We start from the raw sequence: 22612 nt of genomic DNA, 5'->3' as shown, positions 1-22612 counted from the left end.
GAAAATGAAGTCATTTAATATCGATCATGTTATAGCTAGTGTTTTGCAATGGATATTAAATATAGCTTTAATTATATTATCCATTGTGTTATCAATTTTCTTAGTGAATGAGACGATCACGTTTGTGCAGTATATTTTTTCGTCAAAAGAGTATACGTCTTATAAATTGGTTGAAAGTATCATCGTCTATTTCTTATACTTCGAGTTCATTGCATTAATTATTAAGTATTTTAAATCGAATTATCATTTCCCGTTACGTTATTTTATTTATATCGGAATTACGGCTTTAATTCGATTAATTATTGTGTCTCATGAGGAACCGATGGAGACGTTATTATACGCAGGAGCAATTCTTGTTTTAGTTATTGCTTTATACATATCGAATATGAGAGATTTGAGAAAAGAGTAGTAGTGCAGACGTAAGTTTGCACTACTTTTTTACATCTTGACCTTCAAGTTACTTGAAAGTTTACAATGAAATTAGGGCGTTTGAAATCGAAAAAAATTGAGAAATTAAGTGAAGAGGTTTCTTTTACTTGGAGGTTATAGGAATGAATCAGGAATTGAAGTTACGTCCATTGGAACGAGAAGATTTAAAGTTCGTACACGAACTGAATAATAATGCGCATATTATGTCGTATTGGTTTGAAGAGCCATATGAGGCATTTGTGGAGCTGCAAGACTTATACGATAAACATATACATGATCAAAGCGAACGCCGATTTATCGTTGAGAAAGACAATGAAATGGTTGGATTAGTTGAGTTAGTAGAAATCGATTATATTCATCGTAGAACAGAATTCCAAATTATTATTGATCCGAATTATCAAGGGTATGGTTATGCAGTAGAGGCGACGCGTTTAGCAATGGATTATGCTTTCGCTGTATTAAATATGCATAAGATATATTTAGTTGTGGATAAGGAAAATGAAAAAGCAGTACATGTTTATAAAAAGGTTGGATTTATTGTAGAAGGTGAGCTTATCGATGAGTTTTTCGTTGATGGTAACTATCATAATGCGATAAGAATGTGTATGTTTCAGAAGCAATATTTTGAAAACAAGTAGTTGAAAGATTCGGAAGTAATGTTGACGCTTCATAAAACCGTATGCTAAAATCCCTTTTAAGTATTAAGGAAGGTGCAGAATATGCTTTATATAAAATTTGTAAAACTCATTAGAAAACTTTGCTCCGCACAAATGTATACGGTGAAGCGTTGTACGGAGCTTAATCAAGGGGTATAAATCCCCTATATTCATCGGCTGAATAACTTTTCTAAAAAAGTATAGTTTATCTATGCTTATTTCGTTATGGTTTTTCAGCTGGTGTATAAAATAGATTAAGGGGCCATAGACAATGCTTTGTCTATGGCCCTTTGTGTATATTATTCCGATGAGTCTTTACCGTAAATTGGAGTAGTATAGGAAAAACCACGAAGCAGAGGGCTAGTGTCGAATGACGCTATCTCTCTGCTTTTTTTAATTTCAGGAAAAGAGGAATAAAAATGAGTTTACTTAAAGTTGAAAGTTTATCACATAGTTTTATAGATAAAGTATTATACGAGAATGCTTCTTTTGATTTGCATAAAGGGGAGCATATGGGAATTGTTGGGCAGAATGGTGCAGGAAAAAGCACATTAATGAAAATATTGGTGGGGGAAATTATTTCTGATAAGGGAGACATAAAGTGGCAACCTAATATTCAAATTGGGCATCTTGATCAATACGCTGAAATTGATGAGGGTTATACCATTTCACAATATTTAAAGAGAGCTTTTTATGATTTGTATGAAATGGAAAAGAGAATGAACAAGTTATATGAAGAAAGTGCGATGACTGGAGATGAGAATCAACTACTAAAAGCGGCTGAAATGCAAGAGCAGCTTGAGGCTCGTGATTTTTATTCAGTAGACAGTATTACGAATAAGGTGGCAGCCGGTTTAGGTATTGATGCAATTGGGATGGATCGTGTTATTGGTGAATTAAGCGGAGGGCAGCGTGCAAAGGTAATTTTAGCGAAGCTCTTATTAGAAGAGCCTAATATTTTATTACTAGATGAACCGACGAATTTTCTTGATAAGGAGCATGTGGAGTGGCTTGCTAATTATTTAATGAATTTTGAAGGAGCGTTTATTGTAGTGTCACATGATTTTGATTTTCTGGAAAAAGTAACTTCTTGCATATGTGATGTAGAGTTCGGAACAGTTAAGAAGTATTACGGTAAATACTCAGATTTTGTAAGGCAGAAGGAGCATTTGCGAAAAGATTACATTCGCCAATATTATGCACAGCAAAAGAAAATTGAAAAAACGGAAGAGTATATTCGTAGAAATATTGCTGGGGTGAATTCAAAAATAGCGCAAGGTCGTCGAAAACAATTGGAGCGTATGGAAAGAATTGCGCCACCAAGTTTTACTCATAAACCGTCTATTCATTTTCAGGAACTTCCCATTTCAGTTCAGACAGTTTTTGAAGTAAATAACCTTGAAGTTGGTTACGACTTCGCTCTCTTACCAAAGTTGAATTTTTCAGTAATGGGTGGGCAAAAACTTGTTATTACAGGTTTCAATGGAGTAGGGAAATCTACTTTATTAAAAACAATCGTTGGAAATATTGCTAGTATTTCTGGAGAGTTTCACTTTTCAGAGCAACTAAAGATTGGATATTATGAGCAAGATTTAAATTGGAGCAATGATTCTTTAACGCCGCTTCAAATTATTTCAGAGCAGTTTCCTAAACTGAATATGAAGGAAATACGCCATCATTTAGCTGCGTGTGGTGTGAAGGATACGCACGTTTCGCAAGAAATTCGTACGTTAAGTGGTGGTGAACAATCGAAGGTGAAACTGTGCGGATTATTACTATCACCGTGTAACTTCTTAATTTTAGATGAGCCGACAAATCATTTAGATGCAGAAGCGAAGGAAGCTTTGCAAAAGGCGCTAATTAATTTTAAGGGCAGCATTATACTCGTATCTCACGAAGCGAGTTTTTATCTTGATTGGGCAGATAGCATCTTTCATATAGAGACAGGATTAGTTAAGGGGGTGTGAAACATATGAGTGAAAACAATTGGAAAACGAAAATTATATTATTTTTGACCGCTCAAACTACTTCGTTGTTCGGCTCCTCTCTCGTGCAATACGCGATTATATGGTATATCACCCTTACAACATCATCAGGAGTGATGTTGACTATTTCAACTGTTTGCGGTTTCCTACCACAAATTGCGATATCTTTGTTTGCAGGTGTTTGGATTGATCGTTATGACCGTAAAAAGATGATTATGTTATCGGACGGAATTATAGCGATTGCGACGTTAGTCTTAGCAATTTTATTTTTAACAGGATATAAAAGTATTTGGTTACTTTTTATCGTGTTACTCATTCGTTCAGCTGGAACAGGAGTACAAACGCCAGCTGTGAATGCATTAATTCCGCAAATCGTTCCGAAAGAGTATCTTATGAAAGTAAATGGAATAAATAGCAGTATTACATCTTTAATTATGTTTCTTTCTCCAGCAGCAAGTGCGACGATTCTTTCTATTGCCAGCATTGAAACAACATTTTTTATTGATGTTATTACGGCTATGATTGGAATTAGTATTATGTTTATCATTCAGGTGGAAGGACATGTGAATGTAGAGAATAAGCAAAAATCTAATCTACAAGGAATTAAAGAAGGATTCTCTTATTTAAAAGAAAATGTATTCATTAAAAGGCTAATCGTTTTATTAATTATCGTCATGATTTTAATAAGTCCAGCTGCTTTTTTAACACCTTTAATGGTAACTCGTTCTTTCGGGGGCGAAATGTGGAGACTTACTGCTAGTGAGATGACCTTTAGTGCGGGTGCGGCAGCTGGTGGCGTATTGATTGCGGCGTGGGGTGGCTTTCGTAATCGTATGTATACAACAGCGCTAGCTTGTGCTTTATATGGACTGCTTATGATTGGACTCGGAATAGCACCGATATTTATTATGTATTTAGTATTTAATTTTTTAATTGGTATAACAATGCCGTGCTTCAATACACCAGTTACTGTGTTATTGCAGGAGAAAGTAGAACCATCGATGCACGGACGGATGTTCAGCCTTGTACAAATTGCGAATTCATGCGCGCTTCCTTTAGGAATGATAATATTTGGTCCGTTGTCGGATATGCTTAGTGTAGAGATTTTGTTAATTTATGCTGGGATATTCGTGTTATTTTGCGCAATGTATATTGTATTAAGCAAGAGGTTTGAAGTGTAAATATTTATAATTTAGAAGGTTTGTGAAGTGATTTAAGATGCTTCGTAAACCTTTTTGTTATTAGTCTAGTCAATAACTATTTATTGTTAAACGATAAATAGTTATTGACTGTTAATGTTATTTTAGATAATATGATGTTAACGATTTAAGGAGAATTACATAAGTAGAGGAGAATGTGAAATGAAAAATAAATACGTAGTAGCTATTTCTTTCATGATTTTAGCGATTATTTCTTTAACTATACATGCTTCAAACAGTAAAGTAGGAGCGGATGGATTCCTTGAAGAACCTTTCTTTTTCCTAGTACCGATAAGTTATGTATTGTTCCTTAGTGGCATTGGTGTATTATTATTTGGATTTATTACTTCAAAGCTGAAAAAGGGCAATAGATAGGGGCTACCAATAGGGACAAAACACTCACTATGAAATAGAAACATACCATATGGAAAAAAAGAATAAGTGAGATGAATCATGATGAACCATCATTTTTATAATGGAAGACAAGTAGGATCGGCTATTACTTGGGCAGGGGCACAGGGAACAATTCATGCTGTGTATCAGGCTATTCACATGCAGCAGCAAGCACAAGCAGCACAAATGATGCAAAGTCAGTATATGCCGTATTCACAGCTTCCGATGCAAATTGTACATTACGATGTACATCCAGCTGGTTTATTTTCCATTCCATATGGCGGGACATATTTCTTATGAAAGAAAGCGACTCAATAGAGTCGCTTTTTTTATATTCCACCTAGCTTCATCCCAAGGAATGCGAAGAGGATACCAATTATGTAAGTAGCACTTAAATATAAAAGGAAGATGTACGGTTTTTTAAGATTGAGAAGCTGAACAGATTCTAATTTAAACGTAGAAAATGTAGTGAATGCGCCCATAAATCCAGTACCTAATAATAGTTGCCAGCCTGTAGTAACTCCGTTGCCAATTATATATCCGAGTAAAAATGCTCCTGTTATATTAATAAGGAATGTAGCAATTGGAAATTGTGTTTTATTTCTTTTCTTAAACCAATTGCTAATTGCAAATCGTGTAATCGCACCGAAAAATCCTCCTGTTGCGACTAATAAAGCTTCTATCATGAGTAATCACCTTCCGTAAGAGATTTCTTAATTAAGAAATCTCCAAGTGTATAGCCAAGGCCAGACATAATGAGGCCACCAAGTATGCTACATGATACATATAAGAAGGCTATGCTCCACTCAGAATGATTGATCAATTGCACAGTTTCTACACTAAATGTTGAAAAAGTCGTAAAGGAACCGATGAATCCAGTCCCGATGCCTGTGATAACCTCTGAAGGTAAGATGTTTAGCCGAGCGATATAAGTAGTTAGCCACGCTAAGAAGAAGCAACCGATTAAGTTAATGAGTAATGTTGCTAATGGAAATGAATGATGCCAAAATGTGGAGATATTAAGACCTAAATAATAACGAGAAAGAGCTCCTAATATACCGGCAATGCCGACGATAATATAAATCAATTTTCTCACCTCTTTAAATAGCTTGCTCAAAAAAATAGACTCCTACCAGTATGTATACTGGTAGGAGTCATTAGCTAAGCAGCGTTTATGGCGAACTCCATCGCCTATGATTATTACATATAGTGTACTAAATATACCGTTTAATTTCCAGTGAGGAGGTGGGTGTAACGTTTCTTTTTTTGATGCCTGAAGGTTTTTTTTAGTAATTAAAATGGGATCGATTACTTATCAACTAAATATAGTGATATACGGTTTTAATTATGATAAAATGTTTCTTATGTGTGTCGTTTTGTTTTATTTGACTGAAAATAAAGAAAAATAAATTCGCGTGAAAAGGAGTCATTTATTTGAAGAAATTTTTAAAAATCGTATTTATATGTGTTTTAGTAGTAGCGGGCATTGTAGGAGGATTTCTAGCGTATATGACACTTACTAAAGAACAGCCTGCTGATGTTATAAGCTTGAAGGTGGAGAATAATAAGGAGCGCGTATTAGCGACTGGAAATGAATTTAAAGTTACAACATTTAATATTGGATATGCTGGGTTAGATAAGGACCAAGATTTCTTTATGGATGGTGGAAAGGGATCTGGTTCAAGTAGTAAAGAGCAAACGGAAACTAATTTAAAGAATATGCTTTCGTTTTTACAAAATGAGAATAGTGATTTTGCACTATTACAAGAAGTTGATATAAAGTCACTTCGTTCATTTGATGTAAATGAACATGAATTTTTGAAAAAAGGATTACCTGATTATGTTTCATCATTTGGTAAGAACTACGATACGAAATGGGTTCCAGTGCCAATAACAAATCCAATGGGCTATGCGGAGGCTGGATTAAGTACGTTTTCTAAATACACTGTTCAAGAAGCGAAGAGGTTCCAGCTTCCTGGAATGGAGCCTTGGCCAAAGCGTTTGTTTGATTTAGATCGAGCAATTGTGGAATATAAAATCCCTGTTAATAATGGGAAACATGTTAGACTCGTAAATTTACATTTGTCTGCTTATGATGAAGGCGGGAAAATTAGAAAACAGCAAGTAGAGTATTTAAAAGAATATATGAACAAGCATTATGAAAATGGTGATTACGTAATAATGGGCGGAGATTGGAATCAATTAGTTTCAAACGCTCAATTAAGTGATCCGAAGTTCGTGAAAGAGCGTCCTGAGTGGTTAGTAGAGTTACCGAAGGACTTTACGGACGGTGGCTTTAAGTGGGCTGTAGATCCGTCTGTTATGACTGTGAGAGATGATGTAAAGAAATATGTAGAAGGTGAAAATTTCGTCACTATTATTGATGGCTTTATCGTTTCACCGAATGTAGAGATCGTAAATGTACAAGGGAAAGATTTAAAGTTTGAAAATAGCGATCATAACCCAGTAAGTGCGGTATTTAAACTGAAGTAATTGATATGTATAAGTAGAAGGTGGGGCTTCATATGGAGTGGTTAAAGAGGACTTGTTTTTCTAACCTTGAGAAAGAATCACAGAAAAATCATTTATTACTGTTTATAACGATTTGTAGTTTCTTCCTTGGGATAATCGCGATTGGGTATTATGGATATATTTTTACAGAGAGAGCAATAGCGTTTTGGATTTGTGGTATTTCTGTCGTTGTATTTGGAACGCTTTTTACTTTTATAAAAAGTATGGAATCAGCGTATAAATATATCATGACATTTATGTTGCTTACAATGTCTTACATTATGGTACAAGCTTTTAATGAAAGCCCGGCTGTATTTCAAATGGTCTATTTTACATTAGCTGTTTCACTTATTTACTTAAGTGAGCGCCTCATTTTAATTCTTGGCGGGGTAGCTGTTGTGATCACATTTATCCTTTGTAGCTATTGGCCGGAGCAATTTTTTGCTTATACAGCCTCATCTGAAGCTGCTAATTTCGCAAGTTTGTTAGCGATTGTAACAATCGCTATGTGGGGCGTCACGAAAATCGGTTCTAATCTGCTCCTTCGTTTAAGTGATGAGAAGCAAGAAGTAATGAGAAAAGCTCAGGAGTTAGAAGAGACGCAAAGACTTATTGAAGAAACAGTTTTGAAACTAGATAGTAATTTCAATCATTTAAGACAAAATATGAACACGTCGATGGAATCGATGAGTGAAATTAATTTTGCCTTTGAAGAGGTGGCAGTTGGTACGCAATCACAATCAGAGATGATGTATCGTTCGGTAGAAGTATTGAATGATATGGAGGGAAATATTGAACAAATCATCTCTCAAGTAAGAACTGCATCGGCTCGTGTGGATGAAAGCTTAGAAATTTCAAAAGGTAGTGTACATACTCTAAGAAATTTTGAAACTAACATGAGAAGTTTAAATGATGTTGTTTCACAGTCTGGAATTATATTTAGAGATTTAATGATGCAATCGAAACAAATTAATGAAATTGTAGATGTAATAACGAATATTTCAAGTCAGACGAGTTTGCTAGCTTTAAATGCAAATATTGAAGCTGCCAGGGCAGGCGAGCATGGAAAAGGTTTTGCTATTGTAGCGAGTGAAGTGTTAAAGCTTGCTGAAGAATCAAATCGTTCTGCGGGAAGAATTCAAGGGATTTTGAAGGAGTTTAGTAATCAAGCAAGTAAGGTAGAAGTGCAGGTAGAGAAGTCAGAAAGAGTACAAGAAGAGTGTAACGAAATGTTAGCAAGCGTTTTAACAAACGTAACTGATTTAGGGAAGTTTATTGATGCGATTAATGAAGTAATGCGAGAGGTTGTTGTTCATCAAGAAAGTTTCCAAGTTAAAACGACGAATATCGTAAAGGATGTTACGCATGCTTCTAACGTAATTCAGCAAACTTCTACAGCTACAGAAGAAGTGCTAGCGAGTGTGGAAGAAGAAAAACATCGAAATGATACGTCAGTGAAGACGTTACAAACTGTTAGCGAGCAAGTGAAGTTGTTAGAAGATATTTTAGAAAAGTAATATTGCTTGGAAAGAGCACAAATGATGTGCTCTTTTTTCATTGAAACGAATACTTGATAGGAATTTAATTGCTTTTCTGCGCGTTTTCTGCCAAGCTTAAGGAGATAAAGTGAGACTAGTACATACTGATTATTAGCCCTCACCAATCAAGCTATCCGCAAATAGCGGAATAAAATACTTCAAAGAAAGAATTATATAGGTGACGCATATGATCGAAGTTAAGACTTCTGAACTTAGTGATGGAGAATTTAATAGAGGTGTATTTGCAACTCGTGATATTAAAAAGGGTGAGTTGATACACGCAGCACCAGTTATCTCTTATCCGAATGAACAGCATGAACATATTGAGAAAACGTTACTTGCTGACTACGCATTTGAGTATGGGATCAATCATACGGCAATCCTTTTAGGATACGGTATGTTATTTAATCATTCATATAAACCGAATGCAACGTATGATATTGTCTTCGAGAACCATACGTTTAACTTCTTTGCTTATAAAGATATAAAAGCAGGAGAAGAAATTTTAATCAATTATAATGGTGAAGTTGATAACGATGAGCTGTTATGGTTTGATAAAGAAAAAGAAGAGAACGAAAAGTAATATAAAGAGTATAGAAAGAGCACATTCTGTCGGATGTGCTCTTTTTTATTGATGTAAATAAAGTAAAAAGTACAAAAAAATACCACTTTCTTTTTGTATGGTATAGTAAGATACTGAGGGATAGTGTTTTGAAAAAGTCACATATTTTACAAATTGTTGTCTTTCTGATGACATGTCAAGTTTAGTAGTCCATTTGGGTTGCTTTATTATGCAATATATATTTTAATATGAGTGGCACCTCTTATAAATTAAGAGGTTTATAGGTGTCTCGAATTGATTTTGGGTACACTGTATCCACCACTTTAGGTTCTTTCATGTACGTGGGGATATTATGGGCCCGTATAACGGGATAAAATGAATATAGAAATAGAGGAATCGTAAAATGAATATGCAAGAGGTTTATAAATATTTAAGTACGGTATTGCCTGAAGGACATGTTAAACAAGATGAAATGTTAAAGAATCATACGCATATTAAAGTTGGCGGAAAAGCAGATGTTTTTGTTGCGCCTACAAATTATGATGAAATTCAAGAAGTTATCAAATATGCGAACGAATATAATATTCCAGTTACGTTTTTAGGAAATGGATCGAATGTCATTATTAAAGATGGTGGAATTCGCGGGATTACAGTAAGTTTAATTCATATTACAGGTGTTACTGTAACAGGAACGACGATTGTAGCACAGTGTGGTGCAGCAATTATTGACGTATCACGTATTGCTTTAGACCATAACTTAACGGGTCTTGAGTTTGCTTGTGGTATTCCAGGTTCAGTTGGCGGAGCGTTATATATGAATGCTGGTGCTTACGGTGGTGAAGTATCGTTTGTGTTAACAGAAGCTGTTGTAATGACAGGTGATGGAGAGCTACGTACTTTGACGAAAGAAGCATTTGAATTTGGATATCGTAAGAGTGTATTTGCTAACAACCATTACATTATTCTTGAAGCGAGATTTGAACTTGAAGAAGGTGTACGTGAAGAAATTAAAGCAAAAATGGATGATTTAACGTTTAAGCGTGAGTCAAAACAGCCTCTAGAATATCCTTCATGTGGTAGCGTATTTAAGCGTCCACCAAATAACTTTGCTGGTAAGTTGATTCAAGACTCAGGACTACAAGGTAAGCGAATTGGTGGAGTGGAAGTTTCTTTAAAACACGCTGGATTTATGGTGAATGTTGATAACGGAACAGCACAAGATTACATCGATTTAATTCACTTCGTACAAAAGACAGTTGAAGAGAAATTTGGCGTGAAGTTAGAGCGAGAAGTAAGGATTATTGGAGAAGATAAGGAATAACGAAATACGTATGAAGATATGAATTATTTTAAAATAATATTTGGGTATTGTTGACAATTTGTTTTCAATTCAATATAATGCTAATAATTTAACAAATAACATACGTTGAAAGAGCCCAGTAGCAGTTTGTCACTGTTAACGAGAGAGCTAGGGGTTGCTGGAACCTAGCACAAACAAACTTGCGAATTACACTCTGGAGTATCTTAGGTAATGCTAAGCGGACTAGCAATCGATATTATTGCTAAGAGTGGTATGAGTAGCTATGCTATTTATGCAAACTGGGTGGTAACACGGTGAATAATCGTCCCTATGTCTATCGTAGACATAGGGGCTTTTTTGTTTTTAAAAAATAAAGGGGATGACAAAAGATGAATATTATTGATGAATTAGAATGGCGTGGCGCCGTTAATCAGCAGACTGACGAAGAAGGTTTACGTAAGCTAGTAGAAGAGAAAAAGATTTCACTATACTGCGGAGTTGATCCGACTGGTGATAGTATGCATATCGGACATTTGATTCCGTTTATGATGATGAAGAGATTCCAATTAGCTGGCCATCATCCTGTTATTTTAATTGGCGGGGCAACAGGAACAATTGGTGATCCGAGTGGACGACAATCGGAGCGTCAACTTCAAACGTTAGAAGTGGTTCAGCATAATGTAGATGCGTTAACAGCACAAATGAAAAAGCTATTTGATTTTGGCGGAAATAGCGAAGTGAAGATGGTAAATAACTATGATTGGACACATGAAATAAATATTATTGAGTTTTTACGTGATTACGGGAAAAACTTTAGCATCAATAGCATGTTAGCGAAGGATATTGTAGCAAGCCGTTTAGATACAGGTATTTCTTTCACAGAATTCACGTACCAAATTTTGCAAGCGCTGGATTTCCATCATTTATACACGAAAGAGGATGTTCAACTTCAAATTGGTGGTAGTGACCAGTGGGGAAATATTACGAGTGGTTTAGATTTAATTCGTAAGTTAGAAGGTCATGAGGCGAAAGTATTCGGATTAACGATTCCGTTATTATTAAAATCGGACGGTACGAAGTTTGGTAAATCAGCAGGTGGTGCGGTTTGGCTTGATCCTGAAAAAACGACACCGTTTGAATTTTACCAGTTCTGGGTAAATACAGATGACCGTGACGTAATTAAATACTTGAAATACTTTACGTTCTTAACGAAAGAGCGTATTGATGAATTAGCAGCGAAGGTAGAAGCGGAACCTCATAAACGTGAAGCGCAAAAAGTGTTAGCGGAAGAAATGACGAAATTCGTTCATGGAGAAGAGGCATTATTACAAGCTGAGAAGATTACAGCAGCGTTATTTAGCGGGGATATTAAATCGTTAACAGCTGATGAAATTGAACAAGGCTTTAAAGAAATGCCAACGTTCCAGTCTTCAAAAGAGACGAAAAACATCGTAGAGTGGCTAGTCGATTTAGGAATTGAACCATCTAGACGCCAAGCACGCGAAGACATTAATAATGGTGCGATTTCTATGAATGGTGAGAAAGTAACAGATGTGGGTACGGATGTTACTGTAGAAAATTCATTTGATGGCAGATTTATTATTATTCGTAAAGGGAAGAAGAACTACAGCCTTGTGAAGTTAGGCGAATAGTTTGTGTGAAAGGATGGGAGTAGGAAGAATACTTCCATCTTTTCGTATACACAATTTGGACATAAAATAATCAGTAAATTTAGATAATTAAAAGGGTTATATTATTCTTTTGCCGAATAAATAAGTTAGAGAAAATTACGGATAAAAATAGCCCGAACCATGCTGGGCATGATTCGGGCTTATATTCAGATTAGTAAGCTAAGCTGAATAGACCTTTAATGTGTGATAAGTAACGAACGTTACTTGCTTCTTTCATTAATGATGCTGGTAAGCCTTTAAGTGGAGTATTGCTTGCTCCAATTGTAGCAACCGCATCTTTACGTCCTAGACTAGCAAGTGTTCCAGAGTTTACAGGTGCGAACTCTTCGAATGCTTTGCCTTCTAGTGCTGCGTATAAGTTGTATCCAATTAACTCACCCATTTGCCAAGCGATTTGTGCAGTTGGTGGGTATGGATGACCGTCTGGAGAGAAGACAACAGCGCTGTCTCCAGCAACAAATACGTCTTTGTGAGAAGTAGATTGTAGGTATGCATCAACTGTTGCACGTCCACGGTTAACTTCAAGACCTGATTCACCGATTAATGGGTTACCTTGAACGCCACCTGTCCAAACGAATGTGTTAGCAACAAGTTTTTGACCGTCTTTTAAGTCGATTTCATTGCCAGCAACGTTTGTTACAGGAAGACCAGTTAAGAATGTAACGCCGCGTGCTTCTAGGCTAGTAGTTGCACGTTCGATTAAGTGGTCTGGTAATACTGGAAGGATTTTTGGACCTGCTTCAACAAGAAGAAGTTTAACTTCTTTTGGATTTACGCCGTGGCTTTTTGCAAGTTTAGGCATAATGTCAGCAAGCTCACCAACTAGCTCAACGCCAGTTAATCCGCCACCACCGATTACGATTGTAGCATCAGCTTCGTTTTTCGTTTTCGCGTATTCACGAATACGGTCTTCAACGTGTTTGTAGATTTTGTTTGCATCAGCAGCAGATTTTAATACCATGCTGTTTTCTTCTAGTCCTGGAATACCGAAGTAAGCAGTTTTACTTCCTAAAGCAACTACAAGTGCATCGTAAGATAAAGTAGTGCCGCCAGCTAGTTTGATTTCTTTGCTATCAACTGAGAATGACTCAACTGTTGCAATTTTAAGATCGATATCTTTACCTTTGAAAAGCTTTGTAAGTGGCATTGCAATTGCTTGCTCAGACACGTTACCAGCTGCAAGGCGGTGTAATTCAGTGATGATTTGGTGTGTTGGGTATTGGTTAATCACTGTAACTTGTGCTTCTGATTTGCTGTAATATTTACGTACGTTTAAAGCGGCAAGAAGACCGCCATAACCAGCGCCTAAGATGACAATTTGTTTTGACATAGTATGATATCCCCCGTCTTTACTAATTGTTGTTATAAGTTAAATTATTTATTGTTACGTTCTGCACTAATTTGAAGATATGCGTTCACAAAGCGGAACATTTTTTGTGCTTGTGGATCTTTTAGTAATTTTAATAGACCGAATAGGCCGATAACTTCAGTACTTTCGTCAGCACGATCTTTCGCTTCGATTGCAGTTGCCGCCATGCTTTTCACTGTATCTTTTACAGGTTCTACAAGCTCTGTAATTGCACCAACAGTGTCGCTTTTTAATACTTCATCAGTAGCAACAGTTTGAGCGAAGTCATAAGACTTAGTTAAAATGTTAACAAGCTCAGTTAATTTTGGAAGCTGTTCTACTAGTGTTGTTAATGATTCTTGTACCTCAGGTTTTAACAACTGATCAAGTACATCAAGTTGTCCTTGGCTAGCAGAAATTTGTACAGTTTCTTGTTCTGGCTTTGTTTGAGTCATAGTTTCTGGCATCTCCAATTCTCCTTTACGATAGCAATACTCTTATTTTTTATAAGTAAGATAGTAAACGTTTACGAAACTTTATGCAAAGTTTCACAAAACACAATAAAATGCCTTTAAATTTATGACAGCAAGTAAGCTGCAAACATAAATCTAAAACCATAACGTCTTACTTATTATTTATGAACTGTCCGATATATGGCTTGTCCGCATAATGGAAAAGCTCCGTTACCGGAAAGTGTATATAATATATATCCTATATTATATACTATATACACCTATGTTAACATAAAAATGATTCCTAATTATTTGATATTGAGTGTATAACGTAGTGCTGACAAGGTATGAAAGCGTATAAAATATTTTGTTTCAGTTAGAAATGTACATATATATATAGAAAAAAAGGAAAAAACGAACAAATTCATGTTCGTTTTTTCCTTTTTCCTATTATTCACCTTCTGCAATTAGCATCGATGTGTTACCTTCTTTTTCAAGATGGCATTCGCCCCAAGAACAAAGAGAGTCAAGAATGGATTCTAAAGACCAACCGTAGTCGGTAAGAGAATATTCTACTTTCGGTGGGACTTGGTTGTATACTTTTCTTTGAATGACCCCGTCGTCTTCTAATTCACGTAATTGCTGCGTTAACATTTTTTGTGTAATACCAGGCATTGAGCGTTTTAATTCACTCGTTCTCTTTGTACCTTTCGTTAAGTGACAAAGAATCACAACTTTCCATTTGCCGCCGATAACTTCTAAAGTCGCCTCTACAGGAATATTGTATTTCTTCATATGAACCCCTCCCTTTTTGAGTAAAGTAAGTTTAATAATACAAATGTTACTTTTTAGTACCTATAGCACTTTAAAGTACGTACTTTTTATTATGTTAAATATGTTTCATAATAGCACATGTAAGAGGCAAATGAGTAGTACGGTACCAAAAAGTGACTATGTTACTTTTTAGTGCCTATCGTACTTTAAAGTGCGTTCTTCAAAAAAGGAATGAAACCATTCATAATAGCATTTGTAAGTATGAAATATATTTTTTAGAAGATAAAAGGGCCTTTTTATCATACTATTATGATTGGATTTCTTGTAATAAGGAGGAATTCAATTGAGTTCATATACAGTACCATCTTCGGAAGCTCAGACGAGCCGAAGAAGTATGTTTGCTTTATTAGCGCTAGCAATTAGTGCGTTTGGGATTGGTACGACCGAGTTTATTAGTGTCGGTTTACTACCATCTATTTCAAAAGATTTAAATGTTTCGGTTACAACAGCCGGTTTAACGGTTTCCTTATATGCGTTAGGAGCAGCGGTAGGAGCTCCTGTTTTAACAGCGTTAACGGCTAGTATGTCGCGAAAGACATTATTAATGTGGATTATGGTTATTTTCATTATTGGTAATGGCATTGCGGCGGTAGCAACAAGCTTCACTGTATTAATTATCGCAAGAATTGTATCCGCGTTTGCACATGGTGTGTTTATGTCAATTGGATCTACAATTGCAGCTGCAATCGTACCAGAGAATAAACGTGCTAGCGCAATTGCGATTATGTTTACTGGATTAACAGTTGCGACTATTACTGGTGTGCCAATTGGAACATTTATCGGTCAAGAGTTTGGCTGGAGAGCGTCATTTATGGCGATTGTCGTAATTGGAATTATTGCTTTCATCGCAAACAGTATACTCGTCCCATCTAATTTAAAAAATGGTGTACCTGTATCGTTTCGTGATCAATTTAAATTGATTAAAAATGGAAGACTATTACTTGTTTTCATTATTACTGCACTTGGATACGGTGGTACATTCGTAACATTTACGTATTTATCACCCCTATTACAAGAAGTAACAGGATTTGAAGCAAGTACCGTTACTATCATTTTATTAGTGTATGGAATCGCAATTGCGATAGGGAATATGGTTGGCGGGAAATTATCGAATCATAATCCGATTCGAGCGCTATTTTACATGTTCTTTATTCAAGCGATCATATTATTTGTTTTAACATTTACAGCGCCATTTAAAGTAGCTGGATTAATCACAATTATTTTCATGGGACTATTCGCATTTATGAATGTTCCAGGGCTACAAGTATATGTAGTTATATTGGCAGAGCGCTTTGTTCCAAGTGCGGTTGATGTTGCTTCAGCAATTAATATTGCCGCATTTAACGGAGGAATCGCTTTAGGTTCTTATATAGGTGGCCTTGTAACGAATTCGTTAGGATTAATCCATACTGCTTGGGTAGGCGGTCTTATGGTAGTAGGTGCCGTGATTTTAACAGCATGGAGCATGACATTAGAAAAAAGAGATCAAGTAAAATAAAAGGAGAGAAAATAAAATGAAAAACTTACAAAGTAAAGCAGTATTAAATAACGGTGTAGAAATGCCTTGGTTCGGTTTAGGTGTATTTAAAGTAGAAGAAGGACCAGAACTTGTAGAAGCAATTAAATCAGCAATTAAAGCAGGATACCGCAGCATCGATACAGCTGCAATTTACGGAAATGAAAAAGCTGTAGGTGAAGGAATTCGTGCAGGTATTGAAGCGACTGGTATTGCAAGAGAAGAATTATTTATTACTTCAAAAGTATGGAACGCAGATCAAGGATATGAAACAACAATCGCTGCATACGAAGAGAGTTTAAAAAAATTAGGACTAGATTATTTAGATTTATATCTTGTTCACTGGCCTTCAGAAGGAAAATATAAAGATACATGGAGAGCGCTAGAAACACTTTATAAAGAAAAGCGCGTACGTGCAATTGGTGTAAGTAACTTCCAAATCCATCACTTACAAGATGTAATGAAAGATGCAGAAATTAAACCAATGATTAACCAAGTAGAATACCACCCTCGTTTAACACAAAAAGAACTACAAGCTTTCTGTAAAGAACAAGGTATTCAAATGGAAGCATGGTCACCACTTATGCAAGGTCAATTATTAGATAATGAAACATTACAAGAAATTGCTGAGAAACACGGTAAAACAACAGCACAAGTGATTTTACGTTGGGATCTTCAAAACGGAGTAATTACAATTCCAAAATCAACGAAAGAACACCGCATTATTGCAAATGCTGATGTATTTAACTTTGAATTAACAAAAGAAGACATGGAAAAAATCGATGCGTTAAACCAAAATCACCGCGTTGGTCCAGATCCTGATAACTTCGATTTCTAAGATTAAAGTAAGAAAGAAAAAAGAGTGCTTTTATGCGCTCTTTTTTTTGCATAAAAATATTTTCTAATTAAATACTACTTAGTATTAAGTTTGTTATTAAGGGGCTGTAAACATGAATATAAAGCAATCGTTCAAACTTTTAGCTATGTTTTTAAGTGTCTTATTTGTATTATTCCCACTTCAAAAAGCATTCGCAGAAGTGATGGACCATACAAAGTATGAAATGGATTGGAGTTATAGTAAGTCCAAGAAGAAGCCAATTCGAACAGAGCTTATTAAAACGGCAGATGGCAAAATTGCTTTTTGCTTAAATGTAGATTTGAAATCTCCAAGCGGTCAAGATTTACCGGAAATGGGGAAAGTGGATATTAATGTGTACCGTGTACTATTGAATGGATATCCACAAAAGAGTCCACAAGAATTAGGAGTATCTGATTGGAGAGAGGCGCATTACGCAACGCAGCTTGCAGTGTGGAATGCGTTAAAACAAATTGATGTTAATGATTTAGACTTCCGTAATAAAAATGTAGAAAAGGTAACGAAAGATATCGTTGCAAAAGCAAGTGCTAGTGAAGAACTACAAGAAATTACGATGAGTGTAACTCCTACAGAAGAACAAGAAGCAGTCTTAAAAAATGATTTCTTTGAAACAGGCTTATATACAGTAGAAACAAATGCAAAAAGCGGAACGTATAAAGTGCAAGCAACAGGTGCACCAGCGGGCGTGAAATTTGCAAATGAAAAAGGCGAAACAAAAACAGAATTTAATGTAGGAGAAAAGTTCCGCATTTTAATTCCGAAACAAACACCAGCTGGTGGATTTAGCTTTAAAGTATCAGGAAATTTAACGAAATTACAAGGGATTGCGCATAAAGGTACACCGACTATTCAAAATGCAGTAGTATTACTTGAGCGTAGTGAAGAAAAAACAAGTCCAGAGTTAGCGGTAAGTTGGAAAAAGGCTGAGGCTCCAAATAAGCCATATACTCCAAATGAACCGCATAAACCGAATCAAAAGAGATAATGAGAAAGCATTGGCGTATGCCAATGCTTTTTCATTCGTTTGAACTTTTGCCGCGAAAAGAGTTAGAATTAGTTTATTTTGGCTTCATTACACCACTGTAAAGTATAATGAAAATGAGAAATTAGAAAGAGAGAGAATTATGGCTCTTCATATTTATAAAATAACGAATGAAAATCGAAATGAAATTGCTAATTTGAAAGTAACCAGAGAACAGCTTGAATTTATTGAAAGTACAGTTGCAGAATGTTTAGTCGATGTTGATACGAAATATAAAGGCGATGCTGCTTCATTAGGGTTTTATGATGGTGACACGCCAATCGGATATGCGATGTACGGTTGGTTTGAAGAAAAAGAGAAGGCTGTATATTTAAATCAATTTATGATTGATAGTAATTGCCAAGGTAAAGGTTACGCAAAACCATTATTACATTTGCTAATAGAATACTTACAAAAAGAATATGATCGAAAAGTTATATATTTAAGTATACATCCAGAGAATAGACTTGCCCAAAAATTATATGAATCAATTGGATTTCATTTAACTGGTGAAATTGAAGGTGAATGGATAAATGGAAAAGGATTTATAATGAAACGTATACTGAACTAATAAAAACCTGTCAAAAAGAGTAGCGTCTTTTTGATAGGTTTTTATTTTGAAATAATATTAAATACGATTAATCGTAACGTTAAGATGATAGGTTTTTATTCACAAAATTGTAATATTATTCTTGGTTGAAGTCTATCAAATGTAGGAAAAAGCATGTAAAATTCAGTTGAAAAAACTACCTATAGATGGTCATATATGAAGAAAATGTAAGATTTTATTGTCGCTCATGTTTTTAGATGTATAGATGACAAGACTGAAAAATATCTATTACTATTCTTTTTTTATGTAGAAAGAGAACTCGTCACAAGTAGAGAAGTGAGGAGGATACAATACATAAAAGCTTTACAATGTAAGAAAGTGAATATGTGGAAAGGGATGCGGTAGTAATAGATATAGGTGCGAGAGATCTTAGTCTGTACATTAAATGTTTTTATAAAGATAATAGGATTTTTAATTAAATGGATATATGTAGGATGGTTTGTCTAAAAAAAGAATAGAGGACACAGATTATGTCAAAGAAGAAAAAGAGTAGGGTATTAGTAGCTGGTGTTTGTTTAGCTACGTTATTAACACCATATGGTCTTGAAGTGCCTAGGGTGTATGCACAGATGTCACTTGCAAATATGGAGAAACAGCAAGAAGAGCGAGTGTATCAATTGTTGCCAAAAGGTGACGTGAAAGAGATACGTGACTTGCATAAACGTCAATTTAGTTTTTCTCCATATGAACCAACAGGTATTTATGCAAAACCAGGTGAAGAAATAGTTATTCAAGTAGGTGGCAATCAGCAAATTAAAGCTTATATTGGTACATATTCTTATGAAAATGAAAATGTATTAGGAGGACCTATCGAATTTAATTTAAATCCTGGTGAGAACAAAATTTCTTCTCCAAAGGGTGGGTTATTGTACTTTTATAATTACAATGATTCAGGTGAAATAACTGCTAAAGTGGAGAAAGGTGGAAGTACAAATCCTTTATTTATTTTAGGGAAACATACGACAGAAGATTGGAAGCGTATGTTGGCAGAGAATCCTAACCCTTATGCAATAGAGATGAAGGGGGAAAATAGTTTATTGACTATGCACCCTGAAACTGTGAAGGAACATTTGAAGCAAGCAGATCCAACTGAGTTACTAAAGAAACATGATGAAATCATTAATATAGAAAGTAGAATATCAGGTTTATCAAAAGATGGTGTAGGTGCTACGAATAGGGGCAAACATTATATTCATTTCGTGGAAGATTGGTATACAAAAACTCATATGTACGCTATGGAGTATAGAACAGCCTATTCAAAAGGAAGTTTAAAACCAGTATTAGATGTAGAAGAATTAAATGCTAATGGATGGGGCCCTTGGCATGAATTAGGTCATCAACATCAGCAGGATCCTTGGTTATGGAATGGGCTTGGAGAGGTAACTGTTAATATTTATTCTTTAGCGGTTCAAACTACATTTGGGCATAAAACGAGATTAGAAAAAGAAGGGCGTTATGAAGCTGCATTTGCATATTTAGGTAAACCGGATGCGCAAGAGAAAATGGGGGTATTCGAGAAATTAGTTATGTTTTGGCAGCTGCATTTAGCTTATGGAGATCAATTCTATCCGAAACTGCACCAAATGTACCGTATGTTACATGATGTAGAAATGCCTCAATCTGATGAAGAGAAAAAGCAGATGTTTATTTATATGACGTCCAAAGCAGCTGGACAAAATTTAATTTCTTTCTTTGAAAAATGGGGATTAACTCCAAATGATGATACAAGAGAGAAAATAGAGGGATTAAATTTACCTAAATTAGAAAAAGAAATATGGTTATCGACAGATAGTAATCCAATTCGAGAAAAACAAACTGAGCTATATGAAGTTCCATATGGTGAGCCAAATGATACAAAAATACAAAATATAGCAGTTGGTACTACATATGATGAGAAAAAAGCAAACGAACTTGTACAAAATTTAGGAGAAAGTGTAAAAGTAACAGGTGTAATTATACAAGATAAACCTGGAATTGGAGAAAAAACTGTAAAAGTAGAAATTATAGATGAAAAAGGGAATAAAAATTTAATTCCAGTTTTAGTGAATGTTGGCTACGAAAATAGTATAGTCTTCCAGGGCAATGGTGATGCGATACGTTCTATCGTAACTGTGAATCATAATACGAAAAAGCTACAGACAACATTTACGGATGCTAAAGTTCATTATCGTTTTGAGAATGAAAAGTATATGGGAATCACGCTATATGATCAAAATGGAAACGAAAAGAAAGTTATTTCGCTAGAAGGGCAAGAGAGTTCGAAAAACTTTGCAGAACAGTTAAATGGTATAGACTTTGCATATGGTGATGTTGTGGAAGTGTATCATGCAGAATCAGAACGATTAAACTGGTATCAAAATAACGAGTTTGTAGGTAAGGGAAAAGGGGAAGCAGAACAAAAGTTATATTTCAAAATAACAGAGCATGGTTTCGAAAGAATGGAAGCGCAACAAGAAGTAACAGCAGTCCCACAAAAAGTAGTAATCGGAACAGACGTTGAAAAATTAGATGTAAAAAACTTTGTTCAAGTGAAGGATGGAGAAGTAGTTGGATTTGTAGAAAAACCGGATACAACAAAAATCGGTGAACAAAAAGTGAAAGTAGAAACGAAAGATCGTTTTGGAAATAAGAAAGTGACGGAAGTACCATTGGAAGTAATTTATGGCGATAGCTTAGTCTTCCAAGGTGATGGTAATAATACGCGTTCTATCGTAACTGCGGATCATAATACGAAAAAGCTACAGGCAACATTTACGGATGCTAAAGTTCATTATCGTTTTGCGAATGAAAAATATATGGGAATCACGCTATACGATCAAAATGGAAATGAAAAGAAAGTTATTTCGGCAGAAGGGCAAGAGAGTTCGAAAAACTTTGCAGAACAGTTAAATGGTGTAGACTTCGCATATGGTGATGTTATTAAGGTATATCATGCAGAATCAGATCGATTGAAGTGGTATCAAAAAAATGAGTTTGTAAGTAACGGTAAAGGAAAACAAGAGTTGTACTTTAAATTAACGGAAAAAGGTTTCGAGAGAATGGAAGCGCAACAAGAAGTAACAGCAGTCCCACAAAAAGTAGTAATCGGAACGGACGCTGAAAAATTAGATGCGAAAGACTTTGTTCAAGTGAAAGATGGAGAAGTACTCGGATTTGTAGAGAAACCGGATACAACAAAAATTGGTGAACAAAAAGCAAAAGTAGAAACGAAAGATCGCTTTGGGAATAAGAAAGTGACAGAAGTATTTGTGGAAGTTACATATGGAGATAGCATAGTATATCAAGGTGTGTCGAATGTAACACGTTCAATTGTTACGTTAAACCACGCTGAAAAGAAATTACATGCAACATTTACAAATGAGGAGATTCATTATCGCTTTGTAAATGAGCAGTATATAGGCCTTACGATTTATGATCAAAATGGAAATGAGAAAAAGCATGTAACGGCAGAAGGACAAGAGACTTCAAAGAATTTTGCTGGGCAAGTAAATGGAACGGCATTTGAGTATGGAGACGTGTTGAAAGTATATCATGCGGAACCGAGTCGTTTGAATTGGTACAAAAAGAATGAGTTCGTTAAAAAAGAGGATGCGATGAAGGGGCAAGAAATATCCTTTAAGATTACTCAAAATGGATTAGAGCAAGTGCAATAATAAGAAAAAGCTCGTAAAACATAATGTTTTACGAGCT

Annotated in this window: 21 protein-coding genes, 1 riboswitch and 1 other annotated feature; of the genes, 16 read left to right on the top strand and 5 right to left on the bottom strand. The window is 35.4% G+C overall.

The genetic code is table 11. The annotated features are described in order from the left end of the window. Positions 1-4 precede the first annotated feature (4 nt). From psiE to N2V79_RS24980, 6 genes are all read left to right on the top strand, one after another. Positions 5-409: a phosphate-starvation-inducible protein PsiE gene (gene psiE, locus N2V79_RS25005; RefSeq protein ID WP_000834709.1), complete on the top strand. Its 405-nt coding sequence runs from the start codon at positions 5-7 to the stop codon at positions 407-409. Between the two features lie 142 nt (positions 410-551). After that, on the top strand, positions 552-1067 hold the full coding sequence (gene speG, locus N2V79_RS25000) for a spermidine N1-acetyltransferase (protein ID WP_001071094.1): 516 nt from the start codon (positions 552-554) through the stop codon (positions 1065-1067). 437 nt (positions 1068-1504) lie between these two features. Beyond that, on the top strand, positions 1505-3052 hold the full coding sequence (locus tag N2V79_RS24995) for an ABC-F family ATP-binding cassette domain-containing protein (RefSeq protein ID WP_197242278.1): 1548 nt from the start codon (positions 1505-1507) through the stop codon (positions 3050-3052). 5 nt (positions 3053-3057) lie between these two features. Then, on the top strand, positions 3058-4251 hold the full coding sequence (locus N2V79_RS24990) for an MFS transporter (protein ID WP_197242277.1): 1194 nt from the start codon (positions 3058-3060) through the stop codon (positions 4249-4251). A gap of 180 nt (positions 4252-4431) precedes the next feature. Then, complete coding sequence (locus N2V79_RS24985) at positions 4432-4644, top strand: DUF3955 domain-containing protein (RefSeq protein ID WP_000792612.1); 213 nt, start codon at positions 4432-4434, stop codon at positions 4642-4644. Between the two features lie 78 nt (positions 4645-4722). Then, positions 4723-4962, top strand: a complete 240-nt coding sequence (locus tag N2V79_RS24980) for a DUF3947 family protein (RefSeq protein ID WP_029443564.1) — start codon at positions 4723-4725, stop codon at positions 4960-4962. 29 nt (positions 4963-4991) lie between these two features. Here N2V79_RS24980 and crcB (N2V79_RS24975) read toward each other — a convergent pair whose 3' ends face one another. Continuing rightward, the gene (gene crcB, locus N2V79_RS24975) at positions 4992-5348 is read right to left on the bottom strand and encodes a fluoride efflux transporter CrcB (protein WP_000568579.1); all 357 of its coding nucleotides are present in this window, start codon (positions 5346-5348) and stop codon (positions 4992-4994) included. Continuing rightward, positions 5345-5749 carry a fluoride efflux transporter CrcB gene (gene crcB / locus N2V79_RS24970; RefSeq protein WP_069356665.1) on the bottom strand — a complete coding sequence of 135 codons (405 nt, stop codon included), beginning with the start codon at positions 5747-5749 and terminating at the stop codon, positions 5345-5347. The genes crcB (N2V79_RS24975) and crcB (N2V79_RS24970) overlap by 4 nt, the downstream gene beginning before the upstream one ends. Positions 5750-5803: 54 nt before the next feature. Next, positions 5804-5863, bottom strand: a riboswitch (Fluoride riboswitch). 233 nt (positions 5864-6096) lie between these two features. On the opposite strand from crcB (N2V79_RS24970), the gene N2V79_RS24965 reads away from it, so the two are divergent. The 5 genes from N2V79_RS24965 to tyrS all read left to right on the top strand — a co-directional run bounded on the left by N2V79_RS24965 (position 6097) and on the right by tyrS (position 12225). Further along, positions 6097-7155, top strand: a complete 1059-nt coding sequence (locus N2V79_RS24965; RefSeq protein WP_074618689.1) for an endonuclease/exonuclease/phosphatase family protein — start codon at positions 6097-6099, stop codon at positions 7153-7155. A 32-nt stretch (positions 7156-7187) separates the two neighbouring features. Continuing rightward, entirely contained in the window at positions 7188-8690 is a 1503-nt protein-coding gene (locus N2V79_RS24960) for a DUF4077 domain-containing protein (RefSeq protein ID WP_078400849.1), read from the top strand. Between the two features lie 208 nt (positions 8691-8898). After that, positions 8899-9294 (top strand): SET domain-containing protein, encoded by a 396-nt coding sequence (locus N2V79_RS24955; RefSeq protein WP_000573647.1) that lies wholly within the window; start codon positions 8899-8901, stop codon positions 9292-9294. Between the two features lie 382 nt (positions 9295-9676). Beyond that, positions 9677-10594 carry a UDP-N-acetylmuramate dehydrogenase gene (murB, locus tag N2V79_RS24950; protein ID WP_001057106.1) on the top strand — a complete coding sequence of 306 codons (918 nt, stop codon included), beginning with the start codon at positions 9677-9679 and terminating at the stop codon, positions 10592-10594. 96 nt (positions 10595-10690) lie between these two features. Then, positions 10691-10906: a binding site (T-box leader), on the top strand. A gap of 56 nt (positions 10907-10962) precedes the next feature. Beyond that, positions 10963-12225 (top strand): tyrosine--tRNA ligase, encoded by a 1263-nt coding sequence (gene tyrS / locus N2V79_RS24945; protein ID WP_075719252.1) that lies wholly within the window; start codon positions 10963-10965, stop codon positions 12223-12225. Between the two features lie 190 nt (positions 12226-12415). Here tyrS and N2V79_RS24940 read toward each other — a convergent pair whose 3' ends face one another. From N2V79_RS24940 to N2V79_RS24930, 3 genes are all read right to left on the bottom strand, one after another. Then, entirely contained in the window at positions 12416-13594 is a 1179-nt protein-coding gene (locus N2V79_RS24940; protein WP_340720284.1) for an NAD(P)/FAD-dependent oxidoreductase, read from the bottom strand. A gap of 44 nt (positions 13595-13638) precedes the next feature. Further along, complete coding sequence (locus tag N2V79_RS24935) at positions 13639-14079, bottom strand: DUF1641 domain-containing protein (RefSeq protein ID WP_001115310.1); 441 nt, start codon at positions 14077-14079, stop codon at positions 13639-13641. A gap of 435 nt (positions 14080-14514) precedes the next feature. Beyond that, positions 14515-14859: a winged helix-turn-helix transcriptional regulator gene (locus N2V79_RS24930; protein ID WP_000760481.1), complete on the bottom strand. Its 345-nt coding sequence runs from the start codon at positions 14857-14859 to the stop codon at positions 14515-14517. Positions 14860-15232: 373 nt separating this feature from the next. On the opposite strand from N2V79_RS24930, the gene N2V79_RS24925 reads away from it, so the two are divergent. The 5 genes from N2V79_RS24925 to N2V79_RS24905 all read left to right on the top strand — a co-directional run bounded on the left by N2V79_RS24925 (position 15233) and on the right by N2V79_RS24905 (position 22575). Next, positions 15233-16396 carry an MFS transporter gene (locus N2V79_RS24925; protein ID WP_168410432.1) on the top strand — a complete coding sequence of 388 codons (1164 nt, stop codon included), beginning with the start codon at positions 15233-15235 and terminating at the stop codon, positions 16394-16396. Between the two features lie 16 nt (positions 16397-16412). Beyond that, complete coding sequence (locus tag N2V79_RS24920) at positions 16413-17252, top strand: aldo/keto reductase (RefSeq protein WP_000793526.1); 840 nt, start codon at positions 16413-16415, stop codon at positions 17250-17252. A 112-nt stretch (positions 17253-17364) separates the two neighbouring features. After that, a complete protein-coding gene (locus N2V79_RS24915; protein ID WP_242806210.1) occupies positions 17365-18276 on the top strand; it encodes a thioester domain-containing protein in 912 nt (303 codons plus the stop codon). A gap of 139 nt (positions 18277-18415) precedes the next feature. Next, positions 18416-18883: a GNAT family N-acetyltransferase gene (locus tag N2V79_RS24910; RefSeq protein WP_098390374.1), complete on the top strand. Its 468-nt coding sequence runs from the start codon at positions 18416-18418 to the stop codon at positions 18881-18883. Positions 18884-19392: 509 nt separating this feature from the next. Continuing rightward, entirely contained in the window at positions 19393-22575 is a 3183-nt protein-coding gene (locus N2V79_RS24905) for a putative mucin/carbohydrate-binding domain-containing protein (protein WP_340720283.1), read from the top strand. Positions 22576-22612: the final 37 nt, after the last annotated feature.

The sequence above is a fragment of the Bacillus sp. CH_70 genome, from assembly GCF_038007045.1.
Taxonomy (GTDB): Bacteria; Bacillota; Bacilli; order Bacillales; family Bacillaceae_G; genus Bacillus_A; species Bacillus_A cereus.
Note: the sequence above shows the minus strand (reverse complement) of the source record. Positions and strands in the feature narration are given on the sequence as shown.